The organism is Nonomuraea monospora (assembly GCF_039531895.1).
Lineage (GTDB): Bacteria > Actinomycetota > Actinomycetes > Streptosporangiales > Streptosporangiaceae > Nonomuraea > Nonomuraea monospora.
Map to the genome: position 1 here is coordinate 94449 of NZ_BAAAQX010000001.1, position 20315 is coordinate 114763.

Genomic DNA, 20315 nt, shown 5'->3' on the forward strand with positions numbered 1-20315 from the left:
GTACACCGGCACTACCTGCCGTGATCGGCCTCTCACTGGATGTCCACCACCGTGAGACGGCCGCGGGCGATGGTCTGTTCCGCGATCTTCTTCAGGACCGCGGGCAGCGGGGAGCCCGCCGGAAGACCCACCTTGCCGCTCAGCGTGTACACCGTGAACCGATAGCCGGCCTTCGCCTCGCACGGAGCCTCGTAACCGACCTTGCCACTGGTCACCCGCGCCTGCCCCGTGCCCGCTGGCGGGTCGGCGGCGGCGTTGGGGCCCAGCTCCGTCGTGGTGGCCGGGATGTCGTAGAGGACCCAGTGCACCGCTGCCTTCTCGGACGTGTGGCTGTCGACCACGATGGCGATCGACTTGGCCTCGGACAGCGGTTGGCTGGACCAGCGCAGCGGCGGGCTTCCCTGGTCGCCCTTGCAGGAGTAATCGCTGGGCAGCGGCTTGCCCTCACGCAGCTCAGGACTGGAGACGTTGATCTCGGCGATGTCCTGCGCCTGGGATCTGCCGATGAAACCGAGACTGGCGCAACCCGACAGCGACAGTGCGATCGCCGCCGCCGTCACACTGACAGCGAAGCGTCGCATGCGCGATGCCGCGTTACACAGCCCCATGCCGGACGATGCTACGCGGCTCTCGGCGGTGCGCAGACCGTTTCTCGATGGTCGGTGGTCGGTAAAGGATCCGAAAAGCGCAAGATTGAGGGCATTCGCGTAGTGAGGTTGGCCACATCGACGCCCTCCGGAGCGCATGTGGTGTTCGCATTCGCCCCCGGAAGGCCGCCCGTGCCGGTGAAACGGACATGGGTTTCGGACCGTCGGCGTCCCCAAAATAAGCTGCGCCCAGATGGGGGCATGCGGTACACGCTCGCTTCGAACGGGCGGCGGCTGCCACGTTGCGTGAGGCACTCGCGCAGTGGTGCGGTCACACGCTGGCCGGGCCTGGCTGGCACGTACGTGGCGCCGCCGACGTGGCCAAGCTCGACAGCCTGCGGTTGGCCGCCACGAGCATGGCACCGACGCCGCGCGCGGGCGCGGCAGACACGCCGGGACGGGCGGCGGATCTTTACGCACGAATCCGCGCCCGCGCCGCGCTTACTGGGCCGTGGACAGATCGCCTGCCGGGTTCGCGCCATAAGCTGGCCTTGTGACGTCAATGGGCGCTCTGCGCGATCCGGCGAACCGCGTCTCGCCCAAGGCCATCCGGATGTGGCTGCTGGAGTCGCTGGTCGCCTTCGTGTTCCTCCTGGGAGGCTCACTCCTGGTGTCGCGGTGGATCGACGGCACCGACTGGTCGTGGGTGCCGCGATGGCTGGCCGCCGACGCGTGGCTGCTGCCCGTCGGGGTCATGGCGGTCACGCTGCCGTTCCTGGTGGCCGAGCCGTTCGTACGGTACTTCGTGCATCGCTGGGAGCTTTCTGGGGACGTCGTCTACGCCAGGTCGGGGTTCCTGACCAGGGAGTGGGTGTTCGTGCCTGTGAGCCGCATCCAGACGGTCGACAAGGGGCAGGGGTGGTTCGAGCGGATGCTCGGGCTGGCCACGCTCGAGATCAGGACGGCCTCCCACGCGGGGTCGTCGACGATCAAGGGGCTCGACTATCGGGTGGCGGCCGAGGTGGCGGAGCAGCTCGCTCGGCGGGCGGAGGAGCTCAGGGACGACGCGACATGAGCGCGCCCGAGGATCGCCCCCACGGCGATGAGCCCCCTCCCACTCCGCCGGCCAATCCCCCCGCTCACCCGGCGGCTCCTCCCGCTCCGCCGGCCGATCCTCCGGCTCCGCCGGCCAATCCCCCCGCTCACCCGGCTGGTCCTCCCGCTCACCCGGCTGGTCCCCCCGTTCATCCGGCCGGTCCTCCCGTTCATCCGGCAGGCGCCCCCGCTGGCTGGGCGCCACCCGCGCCCGGCGGGCCGGTCGGCGGTTTTGGGGGCCCGACCCCCGCGCCCGGCGGGCCGCCGCTGCCGCGCCGGGCACCGCAGCGCCTCCATCCCAAGGTGCTGCTCATCGACCCCGTCCGGATGCTGCCCTCCCTCCTCCTCCCCCTGGTCGGCGTCCTGTTCGTGGGCGGCTTCTCAGCCAGGTCGTACGCCTACGCGGCCGTCGGCGTCGTCGCCGCCGTGGTGTTCTCGACCATCCGATGGGCCACCTTCACGTACGAGATCGTCGGCGACCGCCTGGAGACCAAGCGCTCCCTGATCAGCCGCTCCGTCCGCACCATCCCCCTGGAACGCATCCGCGGCGTCGACGTCTCCACCCCGCCCCTGCACCGCCTGCTCGGCCTGACCATCCTCAAGATCGACACGGGGGCGAGCGGCGACGAGGAGGAGGCCAAGCTCGCCGGCGTCTCCCTGGAGGAGGCCGAACGCCTCAAAGCGCTCCTCCTGCGCCGCACCGCCGTCCCCGAGGACGCCCGCGTTCCGCACGCCGCCCCCGGCCCCAAGGAACGGCCCATCATCGGCGTGCCCCGCAAGTGGCTCCTGTACGGGCCGCTGTCCGGCGCGTACCTGCTCACCCCGTTCGCGTTCATCGGCGGCGCGATCGGGCTGGCCCTCCAATGGGGGGACGACCTGGGCCTCAGCCAGGACGACGCCCTGAGCGCGGGGGAGTGGCTGTGGGGACACCCCTCCCTCCTGCTCGGCGTGGCGGCGCTGCTCGTATTGGCGATGCCGTTCGCGGGCGGCCTCATGTACGCCGTCTTCAACTGGAACTTCGTCCTCAAACGCCGCGACGGCTACCTGGTCGCAGAACGCGGGCTGATCAACCGGCGCAGCGTGTCGCTGGAGTCCAAGCGGGTGCGCGGCTACGAGATCGTGGACGGCCTGGCCGAACGGTGGGCCGGCGTCGTACGCGTGTGGGCCATCGTGACCGGGCTCGGCGACTCGGAGACACGCGGGCAACTCCTGCCCGACGTGCCGCGCACCGTCGCCATCCAGGTCACCGGCGACGCGATCGGCCCCTACCACGCCCCCCTCCGCCCCCACCCGCCCGTCGCCCGCCGTCGCCGCCTCTTCCGTGCCGTCTTCCCCTGGCTCCTCCTCACCGCCGCCGGCCTCGCCGGGCTGTGGCTCGCCGGGGGCTTCCTGTGGTGGGCCCTGCTCGTGCTGGCGCTGCTCCTCGCGGGGACGGGGGTGCCGCTCGGGCTCGATCGGTACGCGTCGCTCGGGCACGGGTACGACGGGGCGCGGCTGGCGGTGCGGTCGGGGTCGCTGCGACGAGCCCAGGCCGTGGTCGAACGGCGGGCCGTGGTGGGGTGGCGGTTGCGGCAGACGTGGTTCCAGCGGCGGGCGGGGGTGCTGACGTTGATCGCCGGGGTCGGGGCCGGGAAGGGCGGTTATTCGGCGATCGACGTCGCGGAGGCGCAGGGGGTGGAGTTCGCGGCGGAGGTGACGCCCGAGTGGCTGGCCCCGTTCCTGGAGCGCGGCGAGTCGTGACGGGGCTCCCCGCCTGAGGCGTCGCGATGGGGGTTCGCTGGCGTTGCGGCGCAGCGAGTCGCGACAGGGGTTCGCCGGCGTTGAGGCGCAGTGGGTTGCGACGGGGGTTCGCCGGCGTTGAGGCGGAGTGGGTTGCGACAGGGGCTGGCCGGCGTTGAGGCGCGGCGAGTAGCGACAGGGGCCGGACGGCGTTGAGGCGGAGTGGGTTGCGACAGGGGCTGGCCGGCGTCGGTGACTGGCGCGGTTGCTCGTGACGCGGTCGGCCGACGCCGGTGGCGGGGCGCGGCGGACCCGGGCCGGTCACTCTTGCGGGGACGCGGGGTGCGGCCATGGAGGGGTTCCTGGCATGCAGCCCGCCGCGTGCCCGACGTGACGGCGTGATCGGTGGTGTCGTCTCCTGCGGTCAGTCCTGGCGGCGGGCGCCGAACATGATCTCGTCCCACGTCGGCACCGACGCCCGGCGGCCCCTCGAACCCTTGCGCGCCTGACGGGCGGCCGGGGCGGGCGGGGGAGACGGCACCGGCACCGGCGGCTCCTCCTTGCCCTCGTCCTTGCCGCCCGCCCGCGCCGCCGGCACCGCCGGAGCGGGCTTGGGCTTGGGCTGGGGTGCGGGAGGCTTCGTCTCCTGCACGGGCTCCGGCTCGGGCGCCTCCTCCTCGGACGCGACCCGCTCCTCGGCTGCTGGTTCGGCGACCACCTGCTTCTCGGCGGCCGGTGCCGCTTCGGTGGCCTTCGTCTCGACGGCCGGTGCCGCTTCCGTGACGGCCTGCTTCTCAGCCGCTGCGGCCGGTTCGGCGGGCTGCTCCGTGGCGGTGGGCTGCTCGGTGGCGAGGTGCTCCGTGGCAGCGGGCTGCTCGGTGGTGGTGGGCTTGTCCGGGGTGACCGGCTCCGGCTGAGTCGCCGCCGACTGCGCCGGAGCGGTCGCGGCCGGTGGCTCCGGTGCGGTCGCGGTCGGCTGCTTCGGCGCGGGCACGGGCGTGGTCGGCTGCTCGGGCGCGGTCGCGGGCGCGGGCGGCTGCGCGGCCGAGGGCTGAGCGTCGGTGGGCTGGTCGGCCAAAGGCTGGACGTCGGCTGGCTGTGTGGCAACGGGCTGAGCGTCGGCTGGCTGCGCGGTAGCGGGCTGAGCGTCGGACGGCTGCGCGGTGGCGGGCTGAGCGTCGGACGGCTGCGCGGTAGCGGGGCGAGCGTCGGCTGGCTGCGCGGCAACCGGCTGAGCGCCGGTCGGCTGTGTGGCAGTGGGCTGCGCGGCTGCGGTCGCTTGTGCGGTCGTGGGCGACGGCGGCTGCTCGGAAGTGGTCGCCGCAGGTGTGGAGCCGGTCGCCTGCTCGGTGGCTGCCGGTGCGGGCTCCGAGGTGGAGGCCTGGGCCGGGGCGGTGTCGATGCTCGCGACGGCTTGAGCGTGCTCGACCGCTTCCGCCTGCTTTGCGGCTTCGGCGTGCTTGACGGCTTCGGTCTGCTCGGCGACGTTCGGTGTGGTGACGTCTGCTGTGGCCACGTCTGCTGTGGCCGCGTCTGCCGTGGTGGCGTCTGTCTTCGTGGCTGGAGCGGAGCTTGCGGTGAGTTCGGCCTCGGGTGCCTCAGCGGCCTCAGGTGCGTCAGCCTGCGCAGGCGATGTGTCCGCCGCCTGTGCTTCTGCCACCTGCGGCTGGGTCTCTGCCACTTGCGGTTGAGCGGAGGCGATTGCCGTCTCGGGCTCCGTCGCGGCTGCGGGCTCCTTGCCCGTCTCCACGCCTGCGGTCGCGGCGGCGGGCGCTGCCGGGGTCGCCTCGGCGGGCGGCGGTGTGGTGGCCTGGGGTGCGGTGCTCCGCGGCGCGGTGACCTGGGCGTCCGCGGGGCTCGGCGGTGCCGCCGGGCTAGGCGTGGTGGCCGCGACCTCGGGCGCGGCGGTGGCGGCTGGTTCCGGGGTGGTGGGCGTCTTGAGCTCGGTGGGCTCGACGGCAGAGCCCAGCGCGGGCTCGGCTTGGACGGTGGGCTCCGTGGCGGGCCGCGTGTGGGCGGCGGGCTCGGGTGCAGGCCCGGTCTGAGGGGCGGGCTCGGCGGCGGGCCGGGTGTGGGCGGCGGGCTCCTCGGCGACCGGTGTCGGCCGGGACTCCACCAGCGAGGCGTCAGGCTGAGGCGACGGCGCGGCGTCGGGACGGAATGCCGGAGCGGCGTCAGGACGCGACGGCGCTGCCGTCTCAGGCCGGGACACCGACGCTGCCGTCTCGCGACGAGGCGGCGGCGCGCTCTCGGGACGAGGCGACGGCGCGCTCTCGGGACGAGGCGACGGCGCGCTCTCGGGACGAGGCGACGGCGAGGCGTCAGGGCGAGGCGACGGCAGGTTCTCGGGACGAGGCGACGCTGCGCTCTCCGGACGAAGCGACGGCGCGGCGTCGGAACGAGGCAACGGCGCGCTCTCGGAACGAGGCGGCGGCGCAGTGTCGGGACGGGTGTCGGGACGGGTGTCGGGACGGGTGTCGGGACGGGTGTCGGGACGGGTGTCGGGACGGGCGTCGGGGTGGGTGTCGGGGCGGGAAGGTGGCGGGGTGGCTGGAGCGTAGATGGACTCGTGCTCCCCCCTCCCCGACCCAAAATCGGGCAACCACGGCGAAGACCCGCCACGACGGGACGAGGTGTCCACGGGACGGGCATAGCCGGTTTCACGGGCGGGCGGTTCGGGCCGGAAGGGCTCACGTGCCACCGGTTCTTCTCTGACCGGGGCAGGGGCGGGCGGCGGGGTGAAGGGGACGGCTGGTTCCTCGGGCTCGCCGCGCACCACGGAAGGGAACGCGAGCGTCTCGGAGGACAGCGGCGGCACCGGCTGCAGCTTGGCGACCCGGGGCGCGAAGGGCGTCACCGTGGTGTCCTCGACCACGGCAGGGTCGGGGTCGAAGTCGGCGGCCGACAGGCGCATGGCCTCGTCGTCGTGCGGGGTGACGTGCCGCTTGCGCGGGTCGAAGAGCCATTCGGCGTGGCGGGTGTGACCGTTCCACACGTAGCCGAGCTTGACCCGCCACAGGCCGTCGTCGCGCTTGGCGGAATCCCAGTCGATCTCGTCGGTGGGGACGCCGCGCCTGGTCAGCCGTTCGGCGACGAGCTCGCCGAGGGTGGGGCCAGGCGCGGATTCGCCTGGCATGCGGACGGCGACGCGCTGTGCCTGCTGGGCGACGTACTCGCGTTCCTGGAGCACGGGCCCCTCGAACCAGCGGACTCGTTCGACCGGGATCCCGGCGGTCGCGGCTATCTCCTCTGCCGTCTCTCCGGCACGGATGCGGGCCTGGATCTCCTTGGGGCGCAACGGACTCTCCACTTCGATCTCGTACTGGCCGAGACGGGAGAAGTTGCCGCGGACGGCAGCACGGAGCCGGTCGTCCACGGGAAGCGTGAAGCGCGTACCCCGCCCGGCAGTAGCCAGCACGAGGTAGGTGCCGTCCTCACTCACCGCGACGAGTCGGAGCTCCTGCATGCGAGTCCCTTCGTCAGCGTCGCCATTCTTCCCCCGGACCCTTGAGTCTCTCGCGTGTGCCGGTTGCCTGCCAGCACCGTACCCGGCATGTCCGAACATCGCCTTCCTGGGATAGCCCCGGGGCGATGTGACGCCGGTCACATTTGTGGTGTCCATGCCTTCAGAGCCCGCCGTTGCGTACCAGGAGGTTATTTGGCCTCGACGGGTTCTGGCGAATCGCGCCTCGGGCGGGGGTGCAGTCCAGCCAGGTGGAGAGGGTGGCGGGGTCGGCGTTCGGATGACGTTCGAGATGGCGGGCGGCGACTCCGGCGAGGTACGGGGCGTGGGCGGAGAAGACCCGGCCGTCGGGGGCGAGCCGGCAGGCGTCGCCGTTGGCGGCGCCGACGACGAACACGCCCGAGCGGACGAGGGAGCGCGCGGACCTGGCGAGGGCGGGCGAGTCGGCGCCGTCGGTGGCCAGCAGCGCGACGGACTGGCCGCGGGCGTGCCGGTGGATCCAGTCGAGCCCCGCCAGCACGTCGGCGAGCGTGCCCGTGCCGCCGCAGCCGAGCACCCGCACGGAGGCGAGGCCCGCCTTCGGGGCGACGTCGTGGGCACGCGCGGCGACGCGGGTGCCGTGGTCGCCGCAGGCCCGCCCGGTGCCGCCGGTGGCGTCGAAGGCGCGCCAGGCCCGGTCGTCGAGCGCGGGGCGGCGGACGGCGACGCCGCTGTCCACGACGTACAGCGTGGTGCCAGCGCCGCTCGCCCGCACCGATGGGGCGCGTTCCGTGGAGCGCACGGCCATGGGGTGGATCTGGCGGTCAGGCTCGATCGTGCGCACGCGCGCGTCGGCGCGCAGCTCGTCCAGCTCGCCCGGGGTGAGGAAGGTGGCGAAGCCGGGCAGCGCGGAGGTGTAGTAGCGGCGCACCCGCCACCGCACCTCGCCGACGAGGTCGCGGGCGGCCTCCCGGTCACGGGCGGTGACGATGTAGGGCCGGGCGGGCTCCGGCTGTTCGGGGTGCAGGGAGAGTCCCGCGGCGGGTGTCATGGCGAGAGGGACGGCGGTCGTGGCGGCCGTTGCCACGGCCGCGGCGAGGTATACGGAGGGCAGGCCGAGTCGTCGGGGCACGAGTGAGAAGGATGCCTGTCACGCAGGTCACAGGAACAACAGGACACGCACTCGCGTCTATTCACGAGACAGCTCTTTACCGAACGCATGGCCAGGAAGGACTGATCCGGGGGATGAGCGGTGAGCAGCGGAAGTTCGAGCTGAGCATGCCGCAGATCCTGGGCAGCGCCCTGGCCGCGGTGACGGCGGCGGTGGCGGCGTCGTATCTCGGCGTGGCGGGCACGGTGATCGGGGCGGCGGTGGTCAGCGTCGCCAGCACCGTCGCGACGGCCGTCTACACGCACTACCTCAAGCAGACGGGCGAGCGGGTCAAGCAGCACGCGCCGCTGAAGAACCGGCGGGGGGAGCCGGTCGAGGAGGAGCGGGACACGACCCTGGTCATGCCCGCGGTGCGGCGGGCGGCGTTCAGGCTGCCGTGGCTGAAGGTCGGCGCGGCGGCGGCGATCGTGTTCGGCGTGAGCATGGGCGGCATCCTGGTCTACCAGGCGGCGGCCCAGCAGACCGTGCACGAGCAGGTCACCGGCAAGACGCCGGCCAAGGCCCAGCAGCAGCAGGAGCAGCAGCGGCGGCAGGAGGAGGAGCAGGCTCCGGCCACCCGGGAGACGCGGACGTGGACCGAGGAGCCCGCCTACCCGCTGCCCGAGACCCCGGATCCGACGCCGACGGCGACCCCGAAGCCCACGCCCACCAGGTCGCCGAGCGTGCGGCCCACGCCGACGCCCGCGCCGACGCCGTCGGACACGGTGGAGCCGTCGCGGGAGGCCACGCCCAGCGCCACGCCGACCCAGGAGGAGGAGTTCGAGGAGGTGCCGTCCCATGAGGAGCAGGGGGACGGCGGCGTCCCGGCGAGTCAGGGCCCGAGGACGGTGTCCAGGTAGGGGTTGGTGAACAGGCGGCCGGGGTCCAGGCGGTCGCGCAGCGCGGCGAAGTCCGCGAAGCGGGGGTAGACCTTGGCGAGGTAGGCGGCGTCCCTGGTGTGCAGCTTGCCCCAGTGGGGCCGCCCGCCGAGCCGGGTCATGATCTCCTCGACGCCCTCGAAGTACGCGGGGTTCGGGGTGGGCCGGTAGACGTGGCAGGCGATGTAAGCGGACTCCCGTCCGTACGCCGTGGACAGCCAGGCGTCGCTGGGCGGCGTGACGCGCACCTCCACCGGAAAGGTGATCTTCCAGTCCATCAGCTCGATCAGGTCGCGCGTCTCGCGCAGCGCCTGGGCGAGGCGTTCGCGCGGCACGGCGTACTCCATCTCCAGGAACCGCACGTCCCGCCGCGCGGTGAACGCCTTGTACGACACGTCCACCGACTCGGAGTCCCCGAGCGCCGCCGCGCTGAGCGCGTTGATCCGGGGGATCAGCCCGGGCAGGCGGGCGCCGAGGGCACAGGCGGCGCCGAAGACGGTGTTCTCCAGGAAGACGGTGTCCAGCCAGCGGCGGAAGGCGCCGGGCGGCCTGGCCGGGCCGGGGCTGCGGTCGTTGGTCTTGACCAGGCAGGCCTCGGTGTGCGGCAGCCAGAAGAAGTCCAGGTGCTCGGCGGTGGTCAGCTCGTCGAGTGAGGCGACGACGTCGCCGAGTGCGAGCTTGCGCCGGCGGTTGTGCAGGAGGAAGGCGGGCTCGACCCGCAGGGTGACGGCTGTCAGGATGCCGAGCGCGCCCAGCCCGACGCGGGCGGCGTCGAACAGGTCCTCGCCGGGCGCGGCGGTGGCGACGGAGCCGTCGGCGAGCACCAGCTCCAGCTCGGTGACCTGGTCGGCGAGGCCGCCGCTGTCGCGTCCCGTGCCGTGGGTGCCGGTCTGGATGGCGCCTGCGACGGTCTGCTCGGTGACGTCGCCCATGTTGGCCAGGGCCAGGCCGCGGCTGTCGAGCAGTTCGTTGAGCACCCGCAGGGGCGTGCCCGCCAGCACGGTGACGCGGTCGCCCGCCCAGGTCCTGACCCCGGTCAGGGCGTCCGGTTCGAGCATGATCCCGTCGGTGAGCGCGACGCCGGTGAAGGAGTGGCCCGTGCCGACCATGCGGACCCGCCGCCCGGTGGCGGCGGCGTCCCGCACGGCGCGCACGACGTCCTCGGCACAGGACGGAGTGCGCACCTCGGCAGGGGTGCCCGACTGGTTGCGCGCCCAATTCACGAAGGCCACGGGCACCCCTTCAGTTCCGGTTAGACGCGAACGATACTCACTTCTCCCAGCCCGCGGGAACGGGGAAGATGTCTCCGGGTTCGAGGTTCTCGCTCTTGACCACGTCGGAGACCGTGACCAGGTGGTAGCCCTTGTTCTGCAGCGTCTTGATGAGCGCGGGCATGCCGTCCACCGTCTGCTTCACCCAGTCGTGCATGAGGATGATCGCGTTCGGCTTGGCCACGGCCAGGGTCTGCTTCTGGATGGCGTCGACGTTCTTGGTGCTCCAGTCCTGCGAGCCGGCGGTCCACAGGATCATCGGCATGCCGAACTCCGCGGCGATGTCGGCGACCTGGAGGTCGGCCAGCCCGTACGGCGGGCGCAGCAGCTTGGGCTCGACGCCCGCCGCCTTCTTCACCGCGTCCTGGGTCTTCTGGATCTCGCTCTTGATCGTCGCCGCCTCGCTCTTGGTGAAGTCGGGGTGGCTGTAGCTGTGGTTGCCGAGCTCGTGGCCCTCGGCGGCCATGCGCTTGACGTACTGGGGGCGGCTCTTCACGTACTGGCCCTCCAGGAAGAACGTCGCTTTCGCGTCGTACTTCTTCAGCGTGTCCAGCAACGTTCCCGCGTACTTGCCCGGGCCGTCGTCGAAGGTCAGCGCGATGCACTTGACCTGCTCGCAGTCGACGGGCTCCTTCTTCGGCGCCTGGGCGAAGGCCGGCGCGGGAGCGAGGGTGACGCAAACAGCCGCGATAGCTAGGAGTGAACTGATTTGTCGGGACATAACTAGTGCTTCCAGTGTGATGGGTGTTGCGAGGGATGTCCCGACCGTAGCGGATCAGCTCTGCGAGGGTGAAGGAGCCGCGGGAAGTCTCAGCAAACCCGAACCTCCGATGCCCACGACCACGGCGACGGCCGCGGCGACGATGGAGAACAGGTACGCGTCCGACGCCCCGTACGTCTCGGTGAGCTGCCCGCCCGCCCACGAGCCGAGCGCCACGCCGAGCGTGATCGCGGTCGAGATCCACGCCATGCCCTCGGTGAGCAGCGACTGCGGCACCAGCCGCTCGGTGAGCGAGAAGCAGGTGATGAGCGTCGGCGAGATGGCGAACCCGGCCAGGAACAGCGCCGCCGCCATGATCCCCGGGCTGCCGATGAACAGGATCGGCAGCAGTCCCACCACGAACAGGATCAGCGCCCGGACGAACCGCGCGCGCAGCGAGATCCGCCAGTTGCGCGAGCCGAACCAGAGCCCCGACACCATCGACCCGCCCGCGAACGAGGCCAGCAGGAACCCCGAGGCCCACTTGACGCCCTGCTCCTGGGCGAAGGCCACGGTGATCAGGTCGACGGAGCCGAAGATCGCGCCCAGCGCCAGGGAGACGCCCGCGAGCAGGGCGACGCCGGGGATCAGGATCGGCGTGCCCCCCGACGACTTGACCAGTTGCACGGGCGGCTGGGTGCGCCGCTGCGCGGCCAGGGCCAGCGAGCCGATCAGCATGCAGACCAGCGCCACGGTCAGACCCGCGTACGGGTTCACGGTGGTCGCGAGCACCGTGACCAGCGCGGGCCCGGTGACGAAGACGACCTCGTCGGCCACCGACTCGAACGCGAAGGCGGTGTGCAGCCGGTCCGTGCCGCCGTGGATCACCGACCAGCGGGCCCGCACCATGGAGCCCAGCGACAGCGAGGTGGCGCCGATGACCAGCCCGGAGGCGTACAGCGTCCACTCGGGCAGGCCGCTTCCCGCGGAGATCATGAGGGCCGCCAGCGCCAGCGCGTTGACGACGGCGAACGGGGGGATCACCCGGTTCTGCCCGAACGTGTCGGCCAGCCGGCCCGACAGCGGGGCGGCGGCGGCGAAGGCCAGGTTGGAGGCGGCGCCGACGGCTCCGGCGGTGGCGTAGTTGTCGGTCAGCCCGGTGATCAGCAGGATGACGCCGATGCCGAGCATGGACATCGGCATCCGGCCGACGAGCCCGGCCAGCACGAAAGCCTTCGTGCCGGGCCTTTCGAACAACCCCCGGTAAGGCCCGACCACGCTGTTTCCCCCTTACTCAAGCAGCTAACCCTTGCGTACATATGTCGGGATCGCAAGTGGTTTCGGGCTGGCGTGAGTTAACGTGTCCCGAGTGTCCGGTCTTCCCACTGTCCGCGCGGTCATGCTCATGGTCACCGCCGTGCTCGCGGTCACCGCGGCGGCCGGCGGTGTCGTCGTGATCATGGACGGTGACCTGCTCAGCGCACAGGAGCCGGCACGCGCCAAACCCCGCGCCACCGCGCTGCGGACGGACGCCGCCGCACCCCGGCTCGACCAGCTCGTGCCCACCACCGAGCCGGTCAAGGACTTCGGCGCGGGCGGCGCCGGCGTCACCTCCACGCCGGCCCGCGTGCTGGCGATCGCCCCGGGCACGGTGCCCAAGGAGACCAGGCTCAAGCTCGCGAAGCTCAAGCACGTGCAGAAGGTCACCATCGTGGACGCGGGCGCCGTCAAGGTCTCGGGCACCGGGCTGAACCTGCTGGCCGTCGACCCCTCAGGCTTCCGCTCGTGGACGCCGCAGCCCGTCGCCGACCAGCCCGCCGTGTGGAGCGCCCTGGCCAGGGGCGAGCTGGTGGCCGACGCGGGCGCGATGCGCAAGTACGGGATGGTGCTGGGCGCCACGTACCAGGTGGACGGCGGGCCCAGGCTGCGCGTCGCGGCCTCCGCCTCGCTCGGGCTGACCGGCGTGGACGGGCTGGTCAGCGCGGAGGTCGGCAGGACGCTCGGGTTCGCGCCGGGCGTCGCGGTGCTGCTGCACGGCAAGGAGGGCAAGATCGGCCAGGCGGGCGTGCGCAAGCTGCTCGGCAAGGGCGCCCAGGTCGTGGTGCTGGACGCCGCCGCGCGCGCCCCCAAGCAGCAGCAGCCCGCCCAGCGGCAGCCTGCCCAGGAGCAGCAGGTCAGCGTGGGCAGGCCGAGCAGCTACCTGGAGCTGTACAAGGTCTCCGCCACCCGCTGCCCCGGGCTGTCATGGACGGTGCTGGCCGCGATCGGGCAGGTGGAGAGCAGCCACGGCCGCAACAACGGGCCGTCGAGCGCGGGCGCGCTGGGCCCCATGCAGTTCATGCCCGCCACCTGGAAGCACTACGGCGTGGACGGCGACGGTGACGGCAAGAAGGACATCTGGAGCCCCTACGACGCCGTGCCCGGCGCGGCGAACTACCTGTGCGCCAACAAGGCCGGGCAGGGCGGCGAGAGGCTCCGCAAGGCGATCTGGTTCTACAACCACTCGTGGGACTACGTGAACAAGGTCATGGGGATCGCCGAGGCGTACGCCAGAACTTACGCCTGAGGCCGCCGCTTCGGCGGCGGGCAGCAGGTGAGCGGGCAGGGCACCGGCTCGGGCTCCTCCATCAGCTCACGCACCATCTCCACGAAGCGCGGATGCGTGCCCGCCGTCGCGGCCCGCTCCATGGGCAGGCCCAGCTCGGCGGCCACCGCCCTGGCCTCGGTGTCGAGGTCGTAGACGACCTCCATGTGGTCGGAGACGAACCCGATCGGCACCAGCACCACGGCCGGCGCCTCGATCTTGCGCAGGTGGTCGCAGACGTCCGGCTCCAGCCACGGCACCTGCGGCGGGCCGCTGCGCGACTGCCACACCAGGTCCCACGGCTCGGTGCGGCCCAGCGCCCGGCTGACCAGCTCGGCGCTGCGGCGGAGCTGCGCCTCGTACAGGCCGCCCTCGGGGCCGGCGGTCTCGGCCATGGTGACCGGGATGCTGTGGGCGGTGAAGACCAGCCTGGCGTCGTCGCGGCCGAGCCGCTCCAGCGCCGCCCGCGTGTGGTCGGCCATCGCCGCCACGAAGCCGGGGTGCTCGCCGTAGTGCCGCATCTTGATCAGCTCGGGGCCGCCCTCGAACGAGATGCGCTTGATGTCCTCGTAATACTGGCGGCAGCTCGAGTAGCCGGCGAACGCCGAGGTGGCGAAGACGGCGGCCTTCCTGACGCCGTCGGCGTGCATCTGGCGCACGGTGTCCTCGCCGAACGGGTGCCAGTTGCGGTTGCCCCAGTAGACCGGCACGTCGAGGACCGGGCGCAGCGCCTCGATCAGGTCGCGGTTCTGCTGGTTGATCGGGCTGACCCCGCCGAAGCTCTGGTAGTGCTCCGCCACTTCGAGCAGGCGCTCGCGCGGCACGCCACGGCCGCGCACGACGTTCTCCAGGAACGGCATCACGTCGTCCGGCCCCTCCGGGCCGCCGAACGACAGGACCAGCAAGGCGTCGTAAATTCCCACGTGACAACCCTATGCGGGAGTGTCGACGGTCCCTTCTGCGAGGTAGGTTCGATCGAGTGAGCGCATTCAACGACATTCGTGACTATGTGGCCATTCCCCGGGTCCTTTCTCTCCGGCTTTCGCCTGATGGATCCAGGCTGATCTCCACCGTCCAATCTCTCAACCCCGACGGCAAGTCGTACGGCACCGCGCTCTGGGCAGTCCCGCTGGACGGCGAGCCGTACCGGCTGACGCGCTCGGCCAAGGGCGAGTCGGCCGCGGTCTTCACCGCCGGGGGCGACGTGCTGTTCACCTCCGCCCGCCCCGACCCGACGGTCAAGGACGCCGGCGAGGAGGTGCCCGCGCTGTGGCTGCTGCCCCGGGCGGGCGGCGAGGCCCGCCAGGTGGCCACCAGGCCGGGCGGCATCGGCGGCGTGCGGACGGCGGGCGACGTGGTCGTGTTCGTCTCCGACGTGCTCGACGGCGAGGAGTCGGCCGACGAGGAGCGGCGCAAGGCCCGCAAGGAGGCGGGCATCAGCGCGATCCTGCACGAGAGCTACCCCGTCCGCTACTGGGACCACGACCTCGGGCCGGGCCGGCCCAGGCTGTTCGCGGCCAGGCTCGGCGCCGACCGCCTGGAGGACGTGCGCGACCTGACCCCCGACGCGGGCGACGCGCTGCGCGAGGGAGGCTTCGAGCTCACCCCCGACGGCAGCACCGTGATCACCACCTGGCGCGTCGCCCTGCCGAAGGGCGAGCTGCGCACCGAACTGGTCGCCATCGACGTGGCCACCGGCGAGCGGCGCGTGCTGCTGTCCGACGAGGCCTACGACTTCACCGGGCCGCTGGCGGTCTCGCCCGACGGCACCAAGCTGGCCTGCTCCCGCGACCGGCTCACCGGGCTGGACGTCTCCGCCCGCAGCGAGCTGTGGATCGCCGACCTGGCCACCGGCGAGGGCCGCGCGTACGCGGGCGAGCTGTTCCCCTCGGACGTCGACTGGGCGCCCGACTCCTCGGCCGTCTATGTCGCCGCCGACCACCAGGGCCGCCGCCCCGTCTTCCGCGTCCCGCTGGACGGCGAGCTGTCCAGGCTCACCCAGGACGACGCCTCCTACCTCGGCCTCAACCCGTCGCCCGACGGCCGCTGGATCTACGCCCTGCGCAGCGCCGTCAACCTCGCGCCCGCCCCGGCCAGGATCGACGCCGCCACCGGCGAGATCGCCGACCTGCCCACGCCCGCGCCGCGCCCCGAGGTGCCCGGCACGCTCACCGAGGTCACCGCCACCGCCGACGACGGCACCGCCATCCGCGGCTGGCTCGCCCTGCCCGAAGGCGCCTCCGCCGCCAACCCCGCCCCGTTCGTGCTGTTCATCCACGGCGGCCCGCTCGGCTCCTGGAACGACTGGCAGTGGCGCTGGCAGTCGTGGATCCTGGCCCAGCACGGCTACGCGGTGCTCATGCCCGACCCGTGCATGTCCACCGGCTACGGCCAGGACATGATCGACCGAGGCTGGGGCAACTGGGGCCCGCGCACCCAGGCCGACCTCGACGCGATCGTGGACGCCACCCTGGCCAGGGACGACATCGACAGCGAGCGCGTCGCCGCGATGGGCGGCTCGTTCGGCGGTTACATGGCCAACTGGCTGGCCGGTCACACCGACCGCTACAAGGCCATCGTCACCCACGCCTCGCTGTGGAACCTCGACCAGTTCTCCGGCACCACCGACGCCGCGATGTACTGGCAGCGCGAGTTCGGCCTGCCCGGCGCGGAGCGCTACTCGCTGCTGTCGCCGCACAACGCCCTCGACCGGATCACCACCCCGATGCTCGTCATCCACGGCGACAAGGACTACCGGGTGCCGATCGGCGAGGCGCTGCGGCTGTGGTGGGACCTGCGGCGCACCGAGGTGGACGCCAAGTTCCTGTACTTCCCCGACGAGAACCACTGGATCCTGAAGCCGGGCAACGTCATCGCCTGGTACGAGACCGTCCTGGCCTTCCTCGGCCAGCACGTGCTCGGCCAGGAGTGGAAGCGCCCGGACTCGGTGGCGTGATGACGGACTTCCTGACGCTCGCCGAGGACATCGCCCGCGAGGCCGGCGACATGCTGCTGGCCAAGCGGCCCACGATGTCCGGCGAGATCGAGACCAAGTCCAGCCCGACCGACGTGGTCACCACGCTGGACAAGGCCTCGGAGGAGCTCATCCGCGAGCGCGTCCTGGCCGCCAGGCCCGGCGACCGCATCCTCGGGGAGGAGGGCGGCGAGGAGCCCGGCGAGTCCGACGTGCGCTGGATCGTCGACCCGATCGACGGCACCGTCAACTTCCTGTACGGCCTGCCCGACTGGGCGGTGTCGATCGCCGTCGAGGTGCGCGGCGAGATCGTGGCCGGGGTCGTCAACGTGCCGGCGCGCGGCGAGGTCTTCACCGCGGCGCGCGGCCAGGGCGCCTGGCTGAACGGCTCGCCGCTGCGCTGCAACACCGGGGTGCCGCTGGCGCAGGCCCTCGTCTCGACCGGCTTCGGCTACCTCGTCGGCCGGCGGGAGGTTCAGGGACAGGTGGTGGCCCACGTGCTGCCCCGCGTGCGGGACATCCGGCGCGGCGGCTCATGCGCCGTCGACCTGTGCTCGCTGGCCGCCGGCCGGGTGGACGCCTACTACGAGCGCGGCATCAACCCGTGGGACTACGCCGCGGCGGGCCTGGTCGCCACCGAGGCGGGGGCCAGGCTCGCCGGGCTGAACGGCCGTCCGGTCAGCCCGGACTACGCGGTGTGCGCCGCTCCCGGGCTGTTCGAGGAGCTGCACGACCTGCTGGCACCGCTCAATCCCGAACGCGACTCCTGATCGCCCTTCCCTCCCTCCAGAAAGACCGCGACCGGAGTACGGCGGGTCGGTCTCGCGGAAGTGGGAGGAGCGACGAACGGCCGGAGCCGGACAGGCTCCGGCCGTTTCGCATGGGGTCAGCGGGGCAACGGGATGCCGTGATCGTCGGCCAGCCGGCGCAGGTCCTCGATCTCGGCGGTGAGGGTGTCGGCGAGGTAGTCGTCGCCGACGCTACGGGCCTCCCGAAGGCCCTTGTAAGCCTGGTCGAGGCGGTGTTCGATCGTGGTCGTGAACTCGCCCATCTCACCTACTCTCTGGGGGGTTCGACTCGTGCAGGGGGCGAATCTCCCATTGCCGGATGAAGACCGGGCAAGGGGTGTCCCGCAGGCATACCCCGGGTTGTCGCCCTCCGAAACATGAATTTCGCGCCACTCTGCCTGACGGTTACGTCACCGACCCCTGAACATGCCTTACCGTGCGCTTATCGAGCCTGTGGGCAGAATGAGTGCCCAGAATCGGAGAGAGGTGTACCGGCGTGCGGGTGCTGGTTGTAGAGGATGAGCGGGTGCTCGCCGACGCGATCGCGACGGGGCTGCGGCGCGAGGCCATGGCGGTGGACGTCGCCTACGACGGCGGCGGCGCCCTGGAACGGACCTCCTACATCGACTACGACGTCATCGTGCTGGACCGCGACCTGCCCGTGGTGCACGGTGACGAGGTGTGCCGCCGGCTGGTCGAGCAGCGCACCGCCTCCCGGATCCTCATGCTGACCGCTTCGGGCGACGTGGACGACAAGGTCGAGGGCCTCGGCCTGGGCGCCGACGACTACCTGGCCAAGCCGTTCGTGTTCATCGAGCTGGTCGCCAGGGTCCGCGCGCTGGGCCGCCGCTCCGCGCCCGCCCTGCCGCCCGTGCTGGAGCGGGCCGGGATCAAGCTCGACCCCGGCAAGCGGCTGGTGGAGCGCGACGGCAGGGAGGTCGTGCTGACCAAGAAGGAGTTCGCGGTCCTGGAGGAGCTGATGCGGGCCGAAGGGGCCGTCGTCAGCCAGGAGGACCTGCTGGACAAGGCCTGGGACGAGAACATCGATCCCTTCACGAACGTGGTCCGGGTGACCATGATGACGCTGCGGAAGAAGCTGGGCGAGCCTCAGGTGATCGAGACTGTGCCCGGGGTTGGGTACAAATTGTGAGTGAACGGTCAGACCGCGAGGCGGGCCCGACGCATCCGATGATCAGCCCGCACTCGGCCAGGAGGGCGACGCGCGTGCAGGAAGCGCCGCCGCCCAAGGGGCCGCCCGCCTGGGACGGCCCGCCCCCGCCGACGCAACGGCCCGCTCCACGCTCCACCATGGAGCGTGTGAAGGAGCTTCCCGGCAAGGTGAGCATCCGCTGGCGGCTGACGATCACCTACAGCGCGCTGGTCTTCGCGGCGGCGGCCGCGTTGCTGTTCTCCGTCTACGCCATCGTCGGCAACGCCATCAGCGCCGCGTGGCCGATCTTCGAGACCAACCTGCCGCCCACCGTGGACGCGCAGTTCCAGCAGGCCATGCAGAGCTTCCAGAAGCTGGCGGTGCAGAACGCCAGGGACGCCCTGCTGACCAGCTCGGTGATGGCGCTCGTGGGTGTCGGCATCCTGGCGCTGATCATCGGCTACTTCGTGGCCGACCGGGCGCTCAAGCCCGTGGCGCAGATGACCGCCACGGCCAAGAAGCTCTCCGAGAGCACCCTGGCCCACCAGCGCATCGGCCTGGAAGGCCCGAACGACGAGCTGAAGGAGCTGGCCGACACGTTCGACGCCATGCTCGCCCGCCTCAACGTCGCCTTCGACACCCAGCGCAGATTCGTCGCCAACGCCTCCCACGAACTGCGCACCCCCCTCACCATCAACAGGACGGTCCTGGAGATCGCCCTGTCCGATCCGGAGGCCTCCCAGGACCTCAAGGCGCTAGGCCGCACCCTCCTGGAGGTCAACGCCCGCAACGAGAAGCTCATCGAGGGCCTGCTGCTGCTCGCCAGGAGCGAACGCGAGCTGGCCGTGCGCAAACCCCTCGACGTCATGGAGGTCGCCCAGACCGCCGTGGAACAGGTGACGCCGTTCGCGGAAGAGCACGGCGTAACGGTCTCCACCGAACTGGTCAGCGCGCCTACCATCGGCGATCCGGTGCTCCTGGAACGCTCTGTCAGCAACCTGCTGGAGAACGCCGTCAAGTACAACATTCCCGAAAACGGAAAAGTCTGGATCCGAACGGGAATGGCGGACGGTGCCTTGGTTGTTCAGGTGGCCAACACAGGACAGCATGTGCCGGCGTACGAGGTGAACAGCCTGTTCGAGCCGTTCAGGAGGCTTCACGCGGACCGCGTGGATTCGGCCAAGGGATCGGGTCTGGGGCTGTCCATCGTCCGTGCGGTGGTGCAGGCGCACGGCGGGAACGTCACCGCTGTGCCGCGCGATGGTGGAGGGCTGGTCGTGACCATTCGGCTTCCGTTGCGATGACCGGCTGGGCCGCTCTGTCGCGTTCGTGTGCGTGTTGAGTCACGGGGGGCGTCTCATCCACGCCGCACATGTGGTTGGATGTGCCGTCGAACACGGTGGTGCATGACGCCAAGGCTGTGGGTTTCGCCATATTTGGCTAACCATTGCCGTCGGCAGCAGGCCCTGACGTGTTGGGAGGTTCGTTGTCCGTTTCCGCGGGGTACCGATGGGAAATCTCCCCGACGGAACGGGCACAAGATGGGCTTCCCGGACGTTAGAAGACGCGCGATGAGCGCGAAGACATATAGATGAGGGGGATGGAGTAAGCACAATGGCTACCGACTACGACAGCCCGCGCAAGACAGACGACGACCTGGGGGAGGACAGCCTCCAGGAGCTTCAGGCGCGGCGCACCGACAAGTCGTCTGGCAGCATCGACATCGACGAGACCGACCTGGCCGAGTCGCTCGAGCTGCCCGGTGCGGACCTGTCGAACGAAGAGCTCTCCCTGCGGGTGATCCCCCGTCAGGCCGACGAGTTCACCTGCTCGCGCTGCTTCCTGGTGCACCACCGCAGCCAGCTGGCCTCTGAGAAGAACGGCCAGCAGGTCTGCCGGGAGTGCGCCGCCTAAATCCTGGAGCGAAGGAGCCCGGGGCGCGCGAACGGCACTCCCTGAGCGATCGCGACCAAGACC

The 20315-nt window shown here is 71.6% G+C and carries 17 protein-coding genes; 9 read left to right on the forward strand and 8 right to left on the reverse strand.

What is annotated here, in order from left to right:
• Nucleotides 1-32 precede the first annotated feature (32 nt).
• Nucleotides 33-581, reverse strand: coding sequence for a YbhB/YbcL family Raf kinase inhibitor-like protein (locus ABD331_RS00435; RefSeq protein ID WP_344470100.1), 549 nt, complete (start codon nucleotides 579-581; stop codon nucleotides 33-35).
• A gap of 568 nt (nucleotides 582-1149) precedes the next feature.
• On the opposite strand from ABD331_RS00435, the gene ABD331_RS00440 reads away from it, so the two are divergent.
• Together ABD331_RS00440 and ABD331_RS00445 are read left to right on the forward strand one after the other, a co-directional pair.
• On the forward strand, nucleotides 1150-1662 hold the full coding sequence (locus tag ABD331_RS00440) for a PH domain-containing protein (RefSeq protein ID WP_344470728.1): 513 nt from the start codon (nucleotides 1150-1152) through the stop codon (nucleotides 1660-1662).
• A gap of 323 nt (nucleotides 1663-1985) precedes the next feature.
• Nucleotides 1986-3422, forward strand: a complete 1437-nt coding sequence (locus tag ABD331_RS00445; RefSeq protein ID WP_344470102.1) for a PH domain-containing protein — start codon at nucleotides 1986-1988, stop codon at nucleotides 3420-3422.
• Between the two features lie 403 nt (nucleotides 3423-3825).
• Here ABD331_RS00445 and sepH read toward each other — a convergent pair whose 3' ends face one another.
• Both sepH and ABD331_RS00455 read right to left on the reverse strand, forming a co-directional pair.
• Nucleotides 3826-6867, reverse strand: a complete 3042-nt coding sequence (sepH, locus tag ABD331_RS00450; protein ID WP_344470103.1) for a septation protein SepH — start codon at nucleotides 6865-6867, stop codon at nucleotides 3826-3828.
• A 160-nt stretch (nucleotides 6868-7027) separates the two neighbouring features.
• Nucleotides 7028-7975 carry a protease inhibitor I9 family protein gene (locus ABD331_RS00455; protein WP_344470104.1) on the reverse strand — a complete coding sequence of 316 codons (948 nt, stop codon included), beginning with the start codon at nucleotides 7973-7975 and terminating at the stop codon, nucleotides 7028-7030.
• Between the two features lie 113 nt (nucleotides 7976-8088).
• Here ABD331_RS00455 and ABD331_RS00460 point away from each other — a divergent pair, with 113 nt between their 5' ends.
• Nucleotides 8089-8853 (forward strand): hypothetical protein, encoded by a 765-nt coding sequence (locus tag ABD331_RS00460; protein WP_344470105.1) that lies wholly within the window; start codon nucleotides 8089-8091, stop codon nucleotides 8851-8853.
• On the opposite strand, the gene ABD331_RS00465 is transcribed toward ABD331_RS00460, so the two are convergent.
• The 3 genes from ABD331_RS00465 to ABD331_RS00475 are packed head-to-tail and all read right to left on the reverse strand — an operon-like array spanning nucleotide 8826 to nucleotide 12120.
• Entirely contained in the window at nucleotides 8826-10103 is a 1278-nt protein-coding gene (locus tag ABD331_RS00465) for a D-arabinono-1,4-lactone oxidase (protein ID WP_344470106.1), read from the reverse strand. The genes ABD331_RS00460 and ABD331_RS00465 overlap by 28 nt on opposite strands.
• Nucleotides 10104-10140: 37 nt before the next feature.
• The gene (locus tag ABD331_RS00470; RefSeq protein ID WP_344470107.1) at nucleotides 10141-10863 is read right to left on the reverse strand and encodes a polysaccharide deacetylase family protein; all 723 of its coding nucleotides are present in this window, start codon (nucleotides 10861-10863) and stop codon (nucleotides 10141-10143) included.
• Nucleotides 10864-10917: 54 nt separating this feature from the next.
• Entirely contained in the window at nucleotides 10918-12120 is a 1203-nt protein-coding gene (locus ABD331_RS00475; RefSeq protein WP_344470108.1) for an MFS transporter, read from the reverse strand.
• A 91-nt stretch (nucleotides 12121-12211) separates the two neighbouring features.
• Here ABD331_RS00475 and ABD331_RS00480 point away from each other — a divergent pair, with 91 nt between their 5' ends.
• Nucleotides 12212-13408: a lytic transglycosylase domain-containing protein gene (locus ABD331_RS00480; protein ID WP_344470109.1), complete on the forward strand. Its 1197-nt coding sequence runs from the start codon at nucleotides 12212-12214 to the stop codon at nucleotides 13406-13408.
• Here the strand turns inward: ABD331_RS00480 and ABD331_RS00485 are convergent.
• The gene (locus tag ABD331_RS00485; RefSeq protein WP_344470111.1) at nucleotides 13399-14349 is read right to left on the reverse strand and encodes a ferrochelatase; all 951 of its coding nucleotides are present in this window, start codon (nucleotides 14347-14349) and stop codon (nucleotides 13399-13401) included. The two genes, ABD331_RS00480 and ABD331_RS00485, sit on opposite strands and share 10 nt — an antisense overlap.
• Before the next feature lie 11 nt (nucleotides 14350-14360).
• Between ABD331_RS00485 and ABD331_RS00490 the strand changes: the two genes are divergently transcribed.
• Nucleotides 14361-16382 (forward strand): S9 family peptidase, encoded by a 2022-nt coding sequence (locus tag ABD331_RS00490; RefSeq protein ID WP_344470112.1) that lies wholly within the window; start codon nucleotides 14361-14363, stop codon nucleotides 16380-16382.
• Nucleotides 16382-17170, forward strand: a complete 789-nt coding sequence (locus ABD331_RS00495) for an inositol monophosphatase family protein (protein WP_344470113.1) — start codon at nucleotides 16382-16384, stop codon at nucleotides 17168-17170. The genes ABD331_RS00490 and ABD331_RS00495 overlap by 1 nt, the downstream gene beginning before the upstream one ends.
• Before the next feature lie 116 nt (nucleotides 17171-17286).
• Here the strand turns inward: ABD331_RS00495 and ABD331_RS00500 are convergent, their stop codons facing one another.
• On the reverse strand, nucleotides 17287-17451 hold the full coding sequence (locus tag ABD331_RS00500) for a hypothetical protein (protein WP_165974805.1): 165 nt from the start codon (nucleotides 17449-17451) through the stop codon (nucleotides 17287-17289).
• A 233-nt stretch (nucleotides 17452-17684) separates the two neighbouring features.
• Here ABD331_RS00500 and ABD331_RS00505 point away from each other — a divergent pair, with 233 nt between their 5' ends.
• The 3 genes from ABD331_RS00505 to ABD331_RS00515 all read left to right on the forward strand — a co-directional run bounded on the left by ABD331_RS00505 (nucleotide 17685) and on the right by ABD331_RS00515 (nucleotide 20252).
• Nucleotides 17685-18338 carry a response regulator transcription factor gene (locus tag ABD331_RS00505; RefSeq protein WP_080036256.1) on the forward strand — a complete coding sequence of 218 codons (654 nt, stop codon included), beginning with the start codon at nucleotides 17685-17687 and terminating at the stop codon, nucleotides 18336-18338.
• A gap of 38 nt (nucleotides 18339-18376) precedes the next feature.
• Complete coding sequence (locus ABD331_RS00510) at nucleotides 18377-19642, forward strand: sensor histidine kinase (protein ID WP_425565924.1); 1266 nt, start codon at nucleotides 18377-18379, stop codon at nucleotides 19640-19642.
• 310 nt (nucleotides 19643-19952) lie between these two features.
• Complete coding sequence (locus ABD331_RS00515) at nucleotides 19953-20252, forward strand: DUF4193 domain-containing protein (protein WP_020542847.1); 300 nt, start codon at nucleotides 19953-19955, stop codon at nucleotides 20250-20252.
• Nucleotides 20253-20315 lie beyond the last annotated feature (63 nt).